The sequence below is a fragment of the Saccharibacillus sp. O23 genome, from assembly GCF_002205895.1.
Classification (GTDB): domain Bacteria; phylum Bacillota; class Bacilli; order Paenibacillales; family Paenibacillaceae; genus Saccharibacillus.
In genome coordinates this window covers 36,548-53,795 of sequence record NZ_NJDE01000003.1, presented here as the reverse complement: position 1 = coordinate 53,795, position 17,248 = coordinate 36,548, and the positions used below count along the sequence as shown (strand labels likewise).

Sequence of the window (17,248 nt, the reverse complement as noted above, 5' to 3'; positions counted from 1 at the left end):
ATGCACAGGCCGGGCGGCGATCGCCGCTCGGGCAAACGAAAGACCCCCGATTCTCCTCTGAGAGAATCGGGGGTCTTTTTGATGGAACGATCGCGGATTTCCTTTTCCTTATTAACCGAGCAGGCCGAGCAGCGCCGGAGCAGCGGCCAGCGTGAACAGCGCCGCCAGAATCATGGAGATGCTGGAGATCGTGCCGGCAAGCGGATTGATCTCGAACGCTTTCGAAGTGCCCGTGCCGTGAGCGCTCGTGCCGAACAACACGCCTCGGGCGATGTCGCCTTCGATGCGGAGCAGCTTCACGACCGACGGTCCCATCATCGCGCCGAGCAGGCCGGTCATGATGACGAATACTGCCGTGATCGTCGGCACGCCGCCGATCATCTGCGAGACGTTCATGGCGATCGGCGTGGTCACGGAACGCGGAACGAGGCTGTGCGCGAGCTCGCCGTTCAAATGCATCATTCGCGCCAGCAGAGCGGACGACGACATCGCCATCAAGGAACCGAACAGGACGCTGGCGACGATCTCGCCGGCATGCTTTTTGAGCGTTTGGAGATTCTTGTACAGCGGAACCGCGAAAGCCACGGTCGCGGGTTGAAGAAGTTTGGACAACCAGACGCCTCCGGCGTTATAACTGGTATACGAAGAATGCGTGACCAGCAGGATCAGCACCAGCAGGAGCGGCGTGACGAGCAGCGGCGAGAGATAGACTTTCGGATGTTTGCGGTAGACCCATTTGGCGGCATAATAGATGACGAGGGTCGCGGTAAGATAAGTAATCGCTTGTCCGATCATGACGGGCGGGTCTCCTTTCTTCGGGATAAAGCTCCGGCCAGCAGGCCCGAGCTGATCATAACAATCAATGTGCTGAACACGACGACGGCGAGAATGCGGATGCCGTCTTGCTCGAGCATCGGGATATAATTCATGACGCCGACGGCGGCGGGGATAAAGAAAAGCAGCAGTTCGGCGAGCAGCCATGCGGCGCCCAGCTCGATCCATTCCAACTTGACGATGCGAAACTGAAGGAGCAGGAAGAGCGCGAAGATGCCGAGGATGCTGCCGGGGATCGGCAGATGGGTCCAGATCGCGATGCGGTTCATCAGCTCGGAGAAACCCATCAGAGCCGCGACTTGAATAACGGCAAGCAGCATTTTTTTCATGGAAGATGCCCTGTCCTTTCCTAACGTTCTGTAAGTTATTCTCTGTAATGAAAATTTTACAACCATTCTTTTCATAAGTAAAATGAATATAAAGAATGAAAATCATTCCTTATGGTTATGATAGGAGCGGAAAACGATGGATATCCGGCATTTGCATTATTTCTTGGAAACGGCGAGGCTTCGGAGCTTCACTCGAGCGGCGGAATCGCTGTATCTCAGCCAACCGGCGATCAGCAAAGCGATCCGGCAGCTCGAAGAAGAACTGGGCGTGACCTTGTTCGATCGGATCGGCAAAAAAATCGAATTGACCGATGCGGGCCGCGTGGTGGTCGAGCAGGCGCAGGCGATCACGCAGTCGTTCTCCAATCTGTCGGCTCAGCTCGGCGATCTCGCGGACCTCAAACGCGGACAGATCCGGATCGGACTGCCGCCGATGGTCGGATCGAGCTTTTTTCCCAAAGTCATCGGCGCGTTCCATGACCGTTATCCCGACGTGACGCTGCAAGTGTTCGAAGACGGCGCCAAAAAGGTCGAGTCCGACGTGGCGGAAGGACGGCTCGATATCGGCGTGGTGGTGCTGCCGCTCACGTTCGACGTTTTCGACTCGTTCCAATTCGCCGAAGAACGCCTGAATCTGATCGTGCCCGCTTCGCATCCGCTGGCCGGTTCCGCGAGCGCGACGTTGGCCGGGCTGGCGCAGGAGAACTTCGTGTTTTTCCGGGAAGACTTCACGCTTCACGACCGCATCATCAACGAATGCCTGCAAGCGGGGTTCCATCCGAGAATCGTCTACGAAAGTTCGCAGTGGGACCTGATCAGCGAGATGGTGGCGGCCGGCCTCGGCGTGGCGCTGCTCCCCGAGACCATCTGCCGCCAAGCGTCGGGCAAAGCGGTCGCCGTCGTCCCGATGGAAGAACCTTCGATCTGGTGGAGGCTCGGCGTGATCTGGCACAAAGATCGTTATCAGTCTTACGCGGCGCGGGAATGGATTTCGTTCACCCGCGAATGGCTCGGCGGCACGCCGGTCGAAGATACAAGAAAATAAAGCGGCGGCGTCGGAAAAACGCGCAAAAAGCCGTCTACAGAGAGTCGCACTCTCTGTAGACGGCTTTTCCGCATGCGCGGATAAACGAAAACGAATGTTCACGCGCGTCGTTTCGCCGCCGAGATTTTCCAGTTTCCGGCGAGAGCGAATACGAAGGCGATCGCAAAGATGACGCCGCTTCGAACCGACCATAGCGAATCGGCTTCGAACGGAAACTTGCCAAGCACGCCGCCGAGGCACCACGAGATCAGATAATTGGCGAGGCAGACGAGCGCGGCGACGGCGAGAGCGGCGACCGTTTTGGAGGCAAATGCATTACGGTTCACTTCAGGTCCTCCTCGAAATTCAAGTTGACCGGATCCTTATGCAGCGCGCCGGAAGTTTCCAGATTGGTCGTCGGTACCGTATCCGGCACTTCTTCGAACGAGAAGCCGTCTACCCAGATCTGTCCGGATCCGCTGAGCAGCGCGCCGAACGAAATGCTGTCGCTGCTTGTCGGTATGTCGAGCACGATCGCGTAATGGTTCCATTCCGACGTCCCGGTCAGCGGGCGGTTCGCCATATTGTCGAACTGAAGCACGTCGCCGTCGGCCGAATCTACCCGCATCCACAGCGCCGCGAAGCCCGGATCGACTTCTCGCGTTTTGACGAACGCCGACAGACGCAGCCTTTTGCCCCGATAGTCGTCCGCGCGGAACGCCTGCATCATCGTGCCGAACTGCTCCGGCGATTCGGACAGGACCGATTTCAGATAGCCCGAGCCGGTGCCCCGATGCGCTTCTTTGCGGTCGATCCCCATCTCGTAATGAAAAGGATGGCTGCCGCTCAAAAACCAGCCTTTGATCGTCGATTCCGTTTGATTCTGCTTCGTTTGCATCGAATCGTCCTCCTTGTCCAGCATGCCGCCCATCCATCTGCGATAACGCGCGGGCGGCAGCCCGTAGATTTTTTTGAATGCCCGTCCGAACGCTTCTTGCGACTCGAACCCGCAGCGCAGCGCGAGATCGAGTATGCGTTCGTCGGTATGCAGCAGCGCGGACGCCGCTCCGGCCAATCTTCTCGAGCGGACGTAATCCGACATCGTCATGCCGGTCTCGCTTTGGAAGATGCGATGGAAATGGTGGAACGAGAACCCGGCTTCGGCCGCGATCCGTTCTCCCGTCAATTCTTGCTCCAGATGACGCTCGATATAATCGATCGTTTTTTGTACGGCGGGTAGATAGCTCACGTGAACGCCTCCCTCGTGTACAGAGTACCAGAAGGCCCGAAGCGGCGTTTTGACTTTTTTTGCGAAAAAATATTCGGCTTCGCTGTCGTACCGCTCCTTTATGCTTTCTTTAGATTTGCCTTCTACACTGGGATCAACGAAGCGGAACCGGATGCGGAAAACGCGCGGTCCGAAGAAAGAAGGCGAAACGAAAATGGAAATTGCGCGAAACGCGAAAAGGAACGAAACGGACGTCCCGCAGGCGGAACATCCGTTGGTCGAGATCGGAAACGTCACGAAAAAAGCCCGTCGGCGCACGCTGCTGAAGGAAGTCTCGTTTCGAGTGGAACGCGGCGAAATCTGCGGGCTGCTGGGACCCAACGGAGCAGGCAAAACGACGCTGATCCGCGTCATGACGGGGTTGATCCGTCCCGATTCCGGCGATGTCCGGATCGGCGGGCGCAGCGTCGCGCAGGAGAGGGAAGCAGCGGTGCTGCATGTCGGCGCGATCGTGGAATCCCCGATCTTCTTCCCTTATATGACGGGCCGCGAGAATCTGCATAATCTGGCGCTGCTGCATCCGAACCTGCCGGACCGCGCCGCCCGGGATCGCAGAGTAAGCGAAGTGCTGGAGATCGTGCGCATGGACAAACGGGCGGACGACAAAGTCAAAACGTATTCGCTCGGCATGAAGCAGCGGCTCGGCATCGCGCAGGCGCTGCTCGGCGATCCGGAACTGCTGATTCTCGACGAACCGGCCAACGGGCTCGATCCGATGGGCATCCGGGAACTGCGCGAACTGATTCTGCGGCTCAAGCTGGAATTCGGCAAAACGGTGCTCGTCTCCAGCCATCTGTTGGACGAGCTGCAAAAGATCTGCGATCGCATCGTGGTCATCCGCGAAGGCGAAAACGTGTTTGCGGGCAGCCGCGACGAAATGATCGGCAGTCGCGACAGTCTGGAAGAAGCGTTCGTGGAGATGATGATCCGATGAGCGGAAACGAACAAGCGGACGTGTCGCTCGGCGCATGCCGCGAAGAAACATCGGTCGGGCCGCTTGCGCAGACGGGCGAACGTTCGGTCGGACATTCCGGCAGCGCTCCGGCGCGGCAGCGTCGGCCGGATGCCGGTAGGCGGGAAGCCGGCGGCGAGCGCATCGGGTTCGGACGAGTGTTCGCGGCGGAATGGCAGCGGCTGTGGAAACGGCGCGGCGTGAGATGGATGGCCTGCGCGGCTCCTCTGCTCGCGCTGATCTCGGCCAAATACCTGCTGCTGCAGAACGCTTCGCTGCAACCGGGGCTGCCGGAGTACGCGACGGCGGGCAATATGCCGGTGCTGGCGCTGGCGGAGATGCTCATCACCGCTTTCAGCGGAATGATGCTCGTATTGGCGGGATTGTCGGTCACGGAAGAGTATCGGAGCGGGCAGCTTCGCATGGGGATGCTGCGAGCCGTTTCGCTGCGCCGGATCATGGCGGCCAAATGGCTGGTCTCGCTGCTGTATGTATGGATTCAATTGGGAACGTATTTCGTGTGTTCGGCGGCGATCGGAGCGATCGGGTTTCCGAAGCCGGAACGGTATCCGCTGTTTTACGGGGCGGGCACGGTCACGTACGCGCAGGGTTTGATATACGATCTCGGCTATTACGCGCTGGCCGCGCTGGCCTCGGCGGTGCTGCTGACCGTGATCTTCTGCATCGCCTCCATCGCGCGTTCCGCGACGGCTTCGCTCGGTCTGGGAATCGGCTTTCTGCTGCTGTCTTACGCGCTGCCGACGGCTTTGTCGTATTTCCGGCCGTGGTTCGAAGCCGAGGCGTACGTGCGGATATATTTTCTGTCGCTGCTGACGATCGAATGGGAAGGCTTGGCCGCGATGCTGGCGAACCTGCACGGATTATTTTTCTGGAATCTGTCCGTGCTGTCGGGGTACGGCCTGTTGTTCGGCGGGTTGACGGCATGGATATGGAAAAGGAGAGATTCTTATGAGTAAAAAAGCGGGTTCGTCCGTCAAGCTCGGCAATCTGATCCGAAGCGAAGCCCAGCGGGTGTTCAAACGCAAAAGAACGTGGGCGGCCGCTTTCGCCTATCTGATCTTCGTGCTGCTCGAATGCGCGTTTCTGGCGATGGGCGGTACCAGCTTCTACGACCCGGCGCACAGCGTGAAGCTGGATTCGCTGAATACTTCGCCTTTTCTGCTGCGGGAATTGGCGATTCTGATGAATTTCGTCCTGATTCCCATGCTTGCCGCGGACAGCTTCGGAGGCGACGTATCGTCCGGCGCGCTGCGCCTCGCTCTGATCCGTCCGGTCTCGCGAGCCGAACTGTTCGTCGTCAAATGGCTGGTGTTGGTCCTGACGGTCGGCGCGCTGACGTTGGCGACTTGGGCGATCGGCACGGCGTTCGGCCTGATCTTCATGCCGCGCGTCGAAGAAACGACGCTGATCGGCGCGGGAACGGTCGGCTTGTCCGGCGCGCTGTTGTTCGGATTGGCGTTCTACGGCGCGGCGCTCTGCGTGTTCGCGGCGCTGCTGGGGATCGGCGGGGTCGTAGCGCGCCTGCTGCCGAATCCCGTATTGGCGTATATCGGCGTGCTGGCGGTGATCTTGGGCGGCATCTACGTCTCGGACCGACTGACGTTCCTGCTGTCGGTCTCGGATTCCGTGTTCGGCTGGCTCGGCGGGCGCGACGCTTCGCTCGGCTGGATCGTCTGCGCCGTGTTGGCGGTCTGCGCTATAATGGGAACATGGAGCTGGAAACGAAGAGAATGGACGCAATGAATCCGGCGAAAGCCGGGGAAAAGGAGGCGACGGCATGGCGGAACGGGTCCTGCTGGTAGACGACGAACGGGACGTCGTGGCGTTTATGCGCGACGCGCTGGAAGACGAAGGATACGAAGTGCTGTGCGCGTACGGCGGGGAAGAAGCGCTGGCGCTTCTTCCGCGCAAACCGGACGTCGTGGTGCTGGACGTGATGATGCCGGGCATGGACGGCTACGCGCTGTGCGAAGCGATCCGCGAGAGCGCGTCCTGTCCGATCTTGTTCGTGAGCGCGCGTCGATCGGAAGAAGACCGGGTGCGCGGCCTGATGGCCGGCGGCGACGATTATCTGGTGAAGCCGTTCGGTCTGCGCGAGTTCAAGACGAGAATCTACGCGCATCTGCGCCGGGAAAAAAGAGAGCGGGCGGCCGCGGACCGTTTTCTGCGGTTCGGGCAGCTCGCGATCGACGCCAAAGGGCGCGAAGTGAAAGTCGGGGAACGAAACGTGCCGATGACGGCGAGAGAGTTCGACATCCTGCTGCTGCTGGCGCTGCATCCGTCTCAAGCGTTCGCGCGCGAAGACATCTACGAGCGTATCTGGGGACTGGAAGCGGACGGCGATTCGGCGACCGTCACCGAACACGTCAAGAAGGTTCGGGCCAAGCTCGCCGCGGCCGAACCCGGATCGAATCCGATCGGGACCGTATGGGGAGTGGGCTATCGATGGCAGGCTTGAACGGAAGCGGGGAGGAGCGCCGGCGGACGCGAGCGGATACTTCCGGCCTGCTCGAAAGCGGAAGAGCGGAACGATTAGCGGGGCAAGCCGAAGCTGGAGCGTCTGCCGAAAAGGCCGCAGGAAAGGGCGAAACGTCAGCGGAGTCGAAAGGCACGACGTTCGGGCAAGGATCGGGCGGACGCGAGGGGCGAAACCGGCAGCCGAAAGAGCGGCCGCTCAAGGCGCTGATCCAGCGGGCTTTCCATCGCACGCTGCTGCTGAGCGTGCTGGCGACCGCGCTGACTTGGGCGCTGCTCCTCGGCCTGTTGACGCTGACGGCGTCTTCGCTGCGTCCGGCGAATTATTACGAGAGCCGGATTCCCGAGATCGCGGCGCAGGTCCGCGCGCTGGAACATCCGGCCGCGCCCGACGCGCGCGCCGCAGTCGACGCGATCGTGCCCGCCGAAGGCATGGCCTACGAAGTCTACGATCCGCAGGGCCGCAAAGTCTACGGCTCGTTCGAATCGTCCGGCGACGCCCGGATTCGGGGCGAAGCCGAGCTGCTGGAGCGGCTGAACGACCATGTGTCGTCCGGCGGCTATTTTATTCAATACGAGCCGCTCTTCGGCGCGGACGGACAGTTCGAAGGCGCGATCGCGCTGCGCTACAAATTGACGGCAGCGTCGGCCAATCCGGAACGCGGCGCGGTTCTGATTCTGGGCGGCCTGCTGATGGCGGCCGCGCCGTTCGCTTATCTGTACGGGTTCACCGTCCTGAGCGGCCGCCGCCTCAGCCGGCGGATCGAAGAGCCGTTCGACCGTCTGATCGAAGGCGCGGAGAAGATCCGCGAACACGATCTGGATTTCTCGCTCGGCGGACGGCGGACGGGCGTCCGCGAGCTGAACCAACTGCTCGCGGCGTTCGAGCAGATGCGCGAAGCGCTGCGCCAATCGCTTCGGCGCGAATGGGAATCGGAGCGGGAGCGCCGCGACATGATCGCGGCGGTCGCGCACGATCTGGGCACGCCGCTCAGCGTGATCCGCGGACATGCCGAAGTCATGCTCGAAGACGGAGGCCGACGCCCCGAGCGCGCGCTGCGCTACGCCGAGACGATTCTCGGCGCGGCGGAGCGTTCGATCGCGCTGACGGCCGATCTGTCGGAGGCCGCCCGGGTGGAACGTCCGGACTTCTCGCTGAGTCCGGAACCGATCGATCTGGCGGAGGCCGTCCGCGCCAAAGGGCGGGAGTACGCGTTCCTGTGCCGCAAACGAGGCGTCGTCTTCGCGCCGGAAATGCGGGACCTGCGGGCCGAGGGCGACCGCGGCCCGCTGAGGTTGGACCAGCACCGGATCAATCGGGTGCTGGACAACCTGATCAACAATGCCCTCCGCTATTCGCCGGAGGGCGGCACCGTCGCGCTGAAGCTGACCGTTCGGCCCGGCGGGGCCGAATTCGAAGTGCGCGACGACGGCCCCGGCTTCGCCGAAGCCGGGGGCGGCCGCATCTTCGAGAAGTTCTATCGCGAAGATGCGGCAAGGTCTTCCGCCGCCGATCCGGGCGGCGGGCACTCGGGTCTCGGGCTGTTCATCGCCCGGACCGTCGTGCGCCTGCACGGCGGCGAGATCGCCGCGCAGAACCGCCCCGAAGGCGGCGCCAGCGTCCGCTTCTCCGTATCGGAGCTGGACTAGTACGCTGAGCGCAAATGCGCTTAGGCGCCTTAGATCGAAGGCGGCCCTAGGGCGAGCCGCGCGGAGGGAACGCCCGAATCCGCGCATCCCCGCTCGCCGAGTCAGGTCCTGCCTTTTGAGCGATTCCGCCGCTTCGGACATGCGGAATTTCCTCGCTTTTTCGCCTTTGGGCGTTCTAACGGAACCAGATGACGCTTAGAGCCCGAAATTCGGCCTTTTCGTTTTCTAACGGAACGAGGCGACGCTTAGAAGCGAAATCGCGTCGAATTCTTCGCTTTTTCGCCGTAAATCTTCTTTTAAAGGATCTACGATCCGTTAAAAATTTCAAACCTGGCGAAAACGCCCGCTAACGAATCTACGATCCGTTAGCGGGCGTTCGGCTTTGAACGCACGCGCCGCGAAGTGATGCGCCGGACTTTGACATCCATCCGCCGACGTCGTCAATGCCGCCGATGCGGTCATGAACGACTGCCGGATCGACGACTGCCGGATCGGCGATTCGATTCAACATCCGCCGCTCCGCCGCTTATCCCGCAACCCCGGCGAAATAAAAAAGAACCGCCCGCACGAGCAGCCTTTCGCGGCCCGTGCGGCGGTTCTTTTTCTTGTACGCCATATTCGCTTCCGAATCGAATCCTACTCTTCCGCGGCTTCCGGCCGGTCCGGCTGCTGGCGAACGTAACTGCTCGACAGTTCGAACAGTTCCAGCATCCGGTTGAACTGGTCTTCGGTGACGCCGCCTGTCGAGGTTCCGCCTTTTTTGAGCGGATAATAGGTGCCGTCTTCGAAGCTGGTGCCCGGAATGAACAGCGTATCGCCCGCGATCAGGGAGCCGGAAGGCCAATAATAGCGCTCCGGTATCATGTTCTCCTGCTGATTCAGCAGATCCTGCCCGAAGTGGATATGATCTTTGAGCGAGATGCCCAGCAGATTCGCGGCCGTCGGCAGAATGTCCACCTGCGCGCCGAGCTGCTTCTGCACGTTCGAAGCGCCCGTCGCGCCGGCGCCCAGAATCATGAACGGAATGTTCGGCATGTCGCTGTACGTATAATCGTGGCCGAAGATTTCTTTGGCGAGCTCAAGATCCTGTTCGTTCATCGAATGAACGGGCAGGCCGAGATGGTCGCCGTAGAGCATCAGCAGGCTGTCGTCCCACAGGCCTTTTTCTTTGAGTTCGTCGATCAGCAGTCCGAGGCAGTAGTCGGCATAGTTCTGCGCCCGGATGTAATCGCCGACCAGCGTGCCTTCGTAGCGTTCCGGAAGTTTCATTTTATATTTGGATTCCGGAATGGTGAACGGATGGTGCGAGCTCATCGAGATGAGCTGCGCGTAGAACGGCTGATCCGATTCGTCCATTTTTTGCAGCTGGTCCGTCGTCTTGGCGTACAGCACTTCGTCGGAAGAACCGAAGAAGACCGTATCGTCCGTCCCGAAAAAGCTCTTATCGTAATATTTGTCGAAGCCCAGCGCCGCGTACAACTGGTTCCGGTTCCAGAAAGTCACGTCGTTCGTATGGAACGTGGCCGTTTGGTAACCGTTCGACTTCAGCAGCTTCGGCAGGCTCGGCAGATCTTTCTCGCCGTAGGCGATGACGGCCGCTTTGCGCGGCGGAATATAGAACGACGTATTGACGGTGAACTCGGCGTCCGACGTATTGCCTTGACCCGCGCTCTGATAGAAGTTCGGGAAGTACAAGCCTTCCTCCGACAGTTTGTTCAGGTTCGGCGTGATCTCCTGACCGTCGATCTTGAGTCCGACCATGAAGTTCTGAAGCGACTCCATCTGCAGGATGATCAGGTTTTTGCCTTTGGCCGCTCCGAAGTAATTCGGTTTCGCGGGTTCTTCGATGCCTTTGAGGCCGTCGATCTTCGCCTGCGTGATCTGATTCAGCGGCACCGGTTCTTCTTCGCGGTCCGTCAGCAGCGTATACGCTTCGTAGTTCAAGATGCCCATTTTCTCGGCTTTGACCACTTCGTTCATGCTGGCGCGGTTCGGCCAGACGTTCATCGTGCACAGCACGAGCGAGACGATCAGCAGGCTGCCGACGACGCGGCGGCTCATCCGGTGATGCACGACGTTCTGCCGCCATTTCCGCGCCTTCTTGCTGACGAAGAACCAGACGGTGAGCACGATGATGTCGGTGAAGATCAGCAGATACTGCGGCGCGAGCAGCGAGACGACGCTGTCGCTGACTTCGACCGCCTGACGGCTCTGATCGAGCGCATGGTAATTGACCACGACGCCGTAATATTTGAAGTAAATGATCGCCGTGAAGAACAGCGCCGTCACCAGCAGGTTGGTGATCATGTACCACAACAGTTTGCGTTTGGTCGCGAGCCATTCGAACAGGCAGAAGATGATCCACAGGAAAGGAATCTCCGTCAGGAGCGGTCCCCAGAGCGGCGTATCTTCGAAGATCGGGCCCCAAGCGATGTATCCTTTGACCAACAGGATCAAGGTGAACAAGATGAAAGGGCGAGTCAGCAATGACCGCCAATTTTTGATAGCTTCCACGGTACAGAGCTCCTTTATTCGGATAGTGATAAAATGCGCGCGCTTGCGCGAGCGTCCGTCCGATCCGATCGACGCGGAACGGAAAAAGCGCCGGCATGCAAGCGGCGGAGTCGGGATAGCGCCCGGCGATCGCGATAAGGGTTTCCGTCGGGCGCGAGCGGCCTCGGAGAACCTGTTATATAGCGTTAACCCGTTTGGAGCGATTTGCCCCATTTTCGAGGCGTCCGACCCTAAATCCTTAGCTATTATGCTCTTGCTTGCGAAAGATGTCAAAAACGTTTTTCCCATTTAAAGATTCGTTAATAAATTCGGCGTCGTTCCGGCTAAAAAGCTGGCGATTCGGGACGATAAAAGATAAAATGGCGGTAGTGAACCCGTCAGTCGGCTTTGAACGCAAGAATTTACCGTTTTCGGCCGTTTTCCGTCCGGAAGCGCCCAACGACTTACAAGGAGGCTCTCATGAAAAGAAACGTCTTCAGTCTGTTTGCAGCATCCGCTCTGCTAGTGACCGTCCCCGTCGTCGCGGAAGCTTCTCCCGGCAAAGTGGAACGTCCGGTCAACCTCCGTTCGGCTCCTTCGGCTTCGGAAGGCAGCGTGTACCGCACGCTTCAGCCCGGCACCAAATTCGAAGTGCTGGCGGAACCCAACGCGTACTGGCTCAAAGTCCAAGCCGGCGACAAAGTGGGATACGTGTCCGCCGCCTACGTAAGCTATGCCAAAGCGATCAAAGAAGTCTCCGTGCTGCCGAATCCGGCCGCCGCTTCTTCGTCGTCGTCCGCGGCTTCCGGCAAACCGGCCGCCTCGACGGTCAAACCGGCTTCGGCCCCTGCAGCGGCGCCTTCGTCCGTTAAGACGCCGGCCGCGCCGGCCGCCCCTGCAGCGGCAGCGCCTTCGGTTCAGCCTTCCGCGCAGCCGACAGGCAGCGGAGTGGTGACCAAGAACGTCAATTTCCGTTCCCAACCGGTAACGGGCAGCGACGTATACCGCGTGCTGCCGGCGGGCGAGAACTTCGCCGCCGTCGAGCTGGCGAATTCCGCTTGGCTGAAGATCACGGATGCGAGCGGCGTGACCGGCTACGTCTCGACCGGTTACGTCTCGTACACGTTGGCGGACGGGTCGACGAACGCCGACGCTTCGGCGACGCCGAGCGTTCCGGCTTCCGCGCCGTCGACCGTCGTTAGCGCGCCGCAGACGGACGACGATTCGTCCGCGTCCGACCCGTCGCTGCTTCTGCCGCCGTCCGGTCTTCCTGCAACCGGCGCGGTCGCGCCGGCGTCCGCGGATCAGATCATCGCGAGCGCTTTGTCGCTTCAAGGCATCACGCATTACGGCTTCGGCAAGAACGAAGCGCCGGTGCTGTTCGACTGCTCTTCGTTCACGCGTTATGTATTCGGCTTGTCCGGCGTGAACATCCCCGTCGGCACGGCGTATCAGAAAGACGTCGGGATCGCGGTCGACAAAGACCAATGGCAAAAAGGCGACCTGCTGTTCTTCTGGAGCAGCGTGCCCGGCCTGATCGGCCACGTCGGCATCTACGACGGCGAAGGCCATCTGGTGCACAACAGCGCCAGCAAGAACGGCGTAGTGGTCTCCGATCTCAGCTTGCAGTATTGGCAGGACCATTACGTATCGGCCAGACGCGTGCTGCAATAAGGGCAAACGGGCGATCGACGGGTAAATAAGAAGGCGGCTTTCGCTTTGCGGCGAAGGCCGCTTTTTGCTGACGGCTCGCAAGCTGTTTCGGCGGCAGACGTATAGGGTCGAAGCGGATCTCCGCTCGGCCTATAATAGGATAGACGCGCAAGACCCCGGTTTCGTCACCCTGAATGAACAAAAAAAACGGCGAAAATCGCGGAGCGCACCCCACTGCGCTGACCGCTTAAGAGGTTAGGTTTCGCTCTTCAAAAACCCGCTTGAACCGTGCGTGTTTCCGAAAGGCTCAAACCTTGGACTCAATGCGGTCAACTTACCATGGCTTTTTCGGAAAGGAGGAGTAGGCATGCCTTATACGGTAAAAACTTCGGTTCGACCGTTGGTGGAGTACGTATTTCGCAGCGGCAGCTTGGAATCGGGCACGCGTTTCGGCGTGACGCTTCAGGAAGGTACGCGGATCCACCGCGAAGTGCAGGAGAAATACGGAGAGAACGACCGCAAAGAAGTATTTCTGAAAACGGAATTGACCTGCGCCGCGGGCGAGCTGCTCGTGCAGGTGGAAGGGCGATGCGACGGCCTGCTGCTGGGCGAAGACGGCCTCTATACGATCGACGAGATCAAATCGACGTCGGAACTGCCCGAACAGATCGGCGAAGGCCGCGACGTGCATTGGGCGCAGGCGCGCTTCTATGCGTACATGTTCGCAGAGGAGATGGAGTTGGAGCGGGTCGGCGTGCGGCTGACGTACGTGCATAAGCCGGGCGGCGAACGCAGCGTGCGCACCGAAACGAAAACGCGCGAAGAATTGACCGCGTTCGTGCAGGACGTGGCCGAACGGTACGCGCCGTTCGCGCTGCTGCTCAAGCGGCGGGAAGAGAAACGCAATGCCGCAGCAATGGCGATGGCGTTTCCGTTCGGGCGCTATCGCGAAGGGCAGCGGCTGTTCGCGGGCGCGGTGTTCAAGACGGTGCGCGAAGAGAAGAATCTGCTGGCGCGCGCGCCGACCGGAACCGGCAAGACGATCTCGACCTTGTTCCCGGCCGTCAAAGCGATCGGCGAAGGGTTGATCGGACGGATTTATTACCTGACGGCGAAGACGACGACAAGAGCGGGAGCGGAAGAAGCGCTGTCGCTGCTCGAACGCGGAGGCGCTTATCTCAGTTCGGTGACGATCACGGCCAAAGACAAAGTCTGCTTCAAGGAAGAAGAAGACTGCGCGGGCGGCGGCTGCCGCTTCGCGATCGGCTATTACGACCGCATCAACGAGGCGCTGATCGACCTGTTCGAGAACGAAACGAGAATCACGCGCGACGTGCTGGAGACGTATGCCCGCAAGCATACGGTCTGCCCGTTCGAGTTCTCGCTCGACGCGGCCTACGCGGCGGACGTGGTCGTCTGCGACTATAACTACGTGTTCGATCCGCGCATCGCGTTCAAACGGCTGTCCGACGAACAGCGCGGCAAATCGGCGCTGCTCGTCGACGAAGCGCATAACTTGGTCGATCGGGGCCGCGAGATGTTCTCGGCGGATCTGCTCAAGTCCGCTTTTCTGGAGATCAAGCGCGGTTACAAAGGCGTGCACGAAGGCGTGCGCGCGGCGGCCGACCGCATCAACGCCTATCTGATCCTGCTGCGCAAGCAGGCGGGCGAAGAAGGGAAGTTCGTCGGAAACGAACCGCCCGAAGTGATGTTCAAACTGTTGGAACCGTTCGTCGAACAGGCGGAGAACGCGTTGGTGAGCGTACATGGGGCGGAAGCGGAAGAAGAACTGCTGAACGCGTATTTCGCCGCCCAGACGTTCCTGCGGATCGGCCGGCTGTACGGCGATCAATACGTGACGTACGTGGAAACGGACGGAAACGAAGTCCGGATGAAGATGTTCTGCCTCGATCCTTCGGAGCTGCTGCTGCAAGCTTCGAAGAATTACCGTTCCGCCGTGTATTTCTCGGCGACGCTCGCTCCGCTCGGCTTCTATCGGGAGATGCTCGGCGCGGCGGAAGACGATTATACCTTGTCGATTCCCTCCCCGTTCAGCCCCGAGCAGCTCGAAGTGCGGGTGCTGCCGGTGTCGACGCGGTTCCGCGACCGGGAACGGACGCGCGAGACGCTGGCGATCGCGTTGGCCGAAGCGGTGAGCGGAAGGCCGGGCAATTATTTGTTCTTTTTCCCTTCGTACGCGTATTTGCAAGAGGTCCGGCAGGCGTTCGAGACGCGGATCGACCGCGAGAAGATCGAGATCATCGGGCAGGATTCCGGCATGAGCGAAGAGGAACGCACGTCGTTCCTCGAAGCGTTCTCGGCGGATCGGGAACGAACGTTGGTCGGCTTCGCCGTCATGGGCGGGGTCTTCTCCGAAGGCATCGACCTGACCGGCGAACGGCTGACGGGCGTCGCGGTCATCGGCGTGGGACTGCCGCAGATCGGGCTGGAGCGCGATATCATTCGCGATTATTTCAACGAACGCGGACGCAGCGGTTTCAACTACGCTTACGTCTATCCCGGCATGAACAAAGTCCAGCAGGCCGGCGGCCGTCTGATTCGCACCGAAGAAGACCGGGGAGTGCTGATTCTGGCCGACGACCGCTTCATGCAGGAGCCGTATCGCTCGCTGCTGCCGGAAGAATGGGGCGCGCGGTAGACGCGGCGTGAAGACCTTCACCGATTGGGGTGAAGGTCTTTTCTTTTTTCGCCGGAACGAACGTCGAGGTTCGCCGCCGCCTTTTTGCGCAAAACGGCAAGCCGTCGAAAATTAAAACTTGAACGTGACGTAACGTCATGTTTTATAGTGGCTGTAGAGAGGAGCGGATACGATGAATCGACCTACGATTACCGAAGCGGCCGAAGCGCCGTTGATTCGGGGTTTGGCTTATGAAGATGCGGCACGCGTGTTCTGGATCGACAATACGGTCCCGATCCGCGAACTGTTGGAACGGACCGGAACGAAGCGGCCGGAAACGGCGAACGCGTTGGCCGAGAGCTTCTCCGCGGCCTGCCTGCTGAGCGGTACGCTCAAAGACGGCCAGCGGCTGACTTTCAATATCGACTCGCCCCCGCTCGGGCTGCGGATTCGGGTCGACGCGGAAGCGTCCGGCAGCGTCCGCGCGTATGTCGAAGAACGGTCGGCTTTCGGCGCGTACGGAACGGTTCGCGGCGTCAGAAGTTCCGCTTCCGGACAATTTACGGGAATCGCCGATCTGCCGGATCGAAGCGTTGCCCGAGGCATCGAACATTATTTCCGGCAGAGCGAGCAGAACGAGATCTGCTTGCGAACCCGGATCGCGATGGACGAAGGCCGGTGCGAATCGTCCGAGGCCGTCTTTGTCCAACTGCTGCCGAATGCGCCGGAAGGCCTGCTGCGGCGGATTGCGGCAAGTCTGGAACGGCCCGGCGCGCTGCGCGACCTCGAACCCGTCCGCCGCATGCGCAAGCTGGACGAGCTCCCTGTCCGGTGGCAATGCTATTGTTCGCGCGAGATGCTGGCGGGAATGGCCGATCGGCTGAAGCGATCGGACGGGACGGACGGGTCCGGCGCAAACGGCAAAGCCCGCGAAGCCGTATGCCGGATCTGCGGCCGGCATTACGATCTATGACGACCGAACGCGACCGAAAACGAAACGGAAAGGAGGAACCGGCATGCGGAAATATTGGAAAACGGGCGAGCTGTCCGCTTTGACCGGACTGACGCTCAGAACGCTGCGTTACTACGACCAGATCGGGCTGTTCTCGCCTTCCGCAAGGACCGGATCGGGTCACCGGCTGTACGATACCGAAGATTTGTCCCGTTTGCAGCGGATTCTCTTGCTCAAGTCGATCGGCCTGTCGCTGGAAGAAATCCGGGATATGCAAAGCGGCGGAAACGACGAAGCGGCGAGGGTGCTCGAACTCCAGATCGGTCGGCTTCGTTCGGAGCTGGAAGCGCGGCAGCGTCTGCTGAGCGAGTTGGAGGAAGCGCTGCGCGCGGCGCGAACCCGGCGGAAGATGAATGCGCAAGAACTGACCCTTCTGCTCGGCGCGATGAAATCGGACCGGGAGAAATACTTCACCCGGCGGCAGATCGAGACTTTGCATGCCGATTACGCAAACGGAGATTCCGACGCCGAGCGCGCCGAATCGGAACGTTTTGCCCGGATCGTCCTAGAATTGCGGATCGAATTCGAGAAAGGCACTCCGCCGCAGTCCGAGAAGGCGGGCAGACTGGCGCGGGAATGGAAAGATATCGTGTCGGCTTATGCCCGCGGCAGCGCCGAGATGATGGCCAACGCCGAACGTTTCCACGCGGCGAATCCCGATTCGGAACTCTCCTTCGGTTTGGACGAACGGCTGTACCGATACATGATGGAGGCCTTATCGGGTCTCTGAAAAATTTCGTATGTCGAAGTTGACATTCGCCTTTTACGGGCATACAATTAGGTAGCTAATAGATTGCATGCCTAAATATTAGTCAACCTAAATATTAAACTCCACCTTAAATTGGAAAACGCAACAACTGATGGAGGATCCATGGAAAG

The 17,248-nt window shown here is 60.1% G+C and carries 15 protein-coding genes; 10 read left to right on the top strand and 5 right to left on the bottom strand.

What is annotated here, in order from left to right; genetic code table 11:
• Positions 1-111: 111 nt before the first annotated feature.
• Both CDO73_RS04345 and CDO73_RS04340 read right to left on the bottom strand, forming a co-directional pair.
• Entirely contained in the window at positions 112-795 is a 684-nt protein-coding gene (locus CDO73_RS04345) for a CidB/LrgB family autolysis modulator (protein WP_088487284.1), read from the bottom strand.
• Positions 792-1,163, bottom strand: coding sequence for a CidA/LrgA family holin-like protein (locus CDO73_RS04340; RefSeq protein WP_088487283.1), 372 nt, complete (start codon positions 1,161-1,163; stop codon positions 792-794). The genes CDO73_RS04345 and CDO73_RS04340 overlap by 4 nt, the downstream gene beginning before the upstream one ends.
• A gap of 136 nt (positions 1,164-1,299) precedes the next feature.
• On the opposite strand from CDO73_RS04340, the gene cidR reads away from it, so the two are divergent.
• Positions 1,300-2,208: a cidABC operon transcriptional activator CidR gene (gene cidR, locus CDO73_RS04335; protein ID WP_088487282.1), complete on the top strand. Its 909-nt coding sequence runs from the start codon at positions 1,300-1,302 to the stop codon at positions 2,206-2,208.
• A gap of 98 nt (positions 2,209-2,306) precedes the next feature.
• On the opposite strand, the gene CDO73_RS04330 is transcribed toward cidR, so the two are convergent.
• Both CDO73_RS04330 and CDO73_RS04325 read right to left on the bottom strand, forming a co-directional pair.
• A complete protein-coding gene (locus CDO73_RS04330) occupies positions 2,307-2,534 on the bottom strand; it encodes a hypothetical protein (protein WP_088487281.1) in 228 nt (75 codons plus the stop codon).
• Entirely contained in the window at positions 2,531-3,436 is a 906-nt protein-coding gene (locus CDO73_RS04325; RefSeq protein WP_088487280.1) for a helix-turn-helix domain-containing protein, read from the bottom strand. The genes CDO73_RS04330 and CDO73_RS04325 overlap by 4 nt, the downstream gene beginning before the upstream one ends.
• 193 nt (positions 3,437-3,629) lie before the next feature.
• Here CDO73_RS04325 and CDO73_RS04320 point away from each other — a divergent pair, with 193 nt between their 5' ends.
• Genes CDO73_RS04320 through CDO73_RS04300 form a run of 5 tightly spaced genes read left to right on the top strand, consistent with a single transcriptional unit; the run spans position 3,630 to position 8,573 of the window.
• Positions 3,630-4,409 (top strand): ABC transporter ATP-binding protein, encoded by a 780-nt coding sequence (locus CDO73_RS04320; RefSeq protein WP_088487667.1) that lies wholly within the window; start codon positions 3,630-3,632, stop codon positions 4,407-4,409.
• Positions 4,406-5,404, top strand: coding sequence for an ABC transporter permease (locus CDO73_RS04315; RefSeq protein ID WP_088487279.1), 999 nt, complete (start codon positions 4,406-4,408; stop codon positions 5,402-5,404). The genes CDO73_RS04320 and CDO73_RS04315 overlap by 4 nt, the downstream gene beginning before the upstream one ends.
• Positions 5,397-6,191: an ABC transporter permease gene (locus CDO73_RS04310; RefSeq protein ID WP_088487278.1), complete on the top strand. Its 795-nt coding sequence runs from the start codon at positions 5,397-5,399 to the stop codon at positions 6,189-6,191. Before CDO73_RS04315 ends, CDO73_RS04310 begins: the two co-directional genes overlap by 8 nt.
• Positions 6,192-6,225: 34 nt before the next feature.
• On the top strand, positions 6,226-6,906 hold the full coding sequence (locus CDO73_RS04305) for a response regulator transcription factor (protein ID WP_088487277.1): 681 nt from the start codon (positions 6,226-6,228) through the stop codon (positions 6,904-6,906).
• Positions 6,894-8,573, top strand: a complete 1,680-nt coding sequence (locus tag CDO73_RS04300) for a HAMP domain-containing sensor histidine kinase (protein ID WP_179218562.1) — start codon at positions 6,894-6,896, stop codon at positions 8,571-8,573. Before CDO73_RS04305 ends, CDO73_RS04300 begins: the two co-directional genes overlap by 13 nt.
• A gap of 636 nt (positions 8,574-9,209) precedes the next feature.
• Here CDO73_RS04300 and CDO73_RS04295 read toward each other — a convergent pair.
• Entirely contained in the window at positions 9,210-11,087 is a 1,878-nt protein-coding gene (locus CDO73_RS04295; protein WP_088487275.1) for an LTA synthase family protein, read from the bottom strand.
• 459 nt (positions 11,088-11,546) lie between these two features.
• On the opposite strand from CDO73_RS04295, the gene CDO73_RS04290 reads away from it, so the two are divergent.
• The 4 genes from CDO73_RS04290 (at position 11,547) to CDO73_RS04275 (ending at position 17,099) form a co-directional block, all read left to right on the top strand.
• Positions 11,547-12,740: a C40 family peptidase gene (locus CDO73_RS04290; protein WP_088487274.1), complete on the top strand. Its 1,194-nt coding sequence runs from the start codon at positions 11,547-11,549 to the stop codon at positions 12,738-12,740.
• 346 nt (positions 12,741-13,086) lie between these two features.
• On the top strand, positions 13,087-15,378 hold the full coding sequence (locus CDO73_RS04285; protein WP_088487273.1) for a helicase C-terminal domain-containing protein: 2,292 nt from the start codon (positions 13,087-13,089) through the stop codon (positions 15,376-15,378).
• Between the two features lie 172 nt (positions 15,379-15,550).
• A complete protein-coding gene (locus CDO73_RS04280; protein ID WP_088487272.1) occupies positions 15,551-16,330 on the top strand; it encodes an Hsp33 family molecular chaperone HslO in 780 nt (259 codons plus the stop codon).
• Between the two features lie 43 nt (positions 16,331-16,373).
• Complete coding sequence (locus CDO73_RS04275; protein WP_088487271.1) at positions 16,374-17,099, top strand: MerR family transcriptional regulator; 726 nt, start codon at positions 16,374-16,376, stop codon at positions 17,097-17,099.
• Positions 17,100-17,248 lie beyond the last annotated feature (149 nt).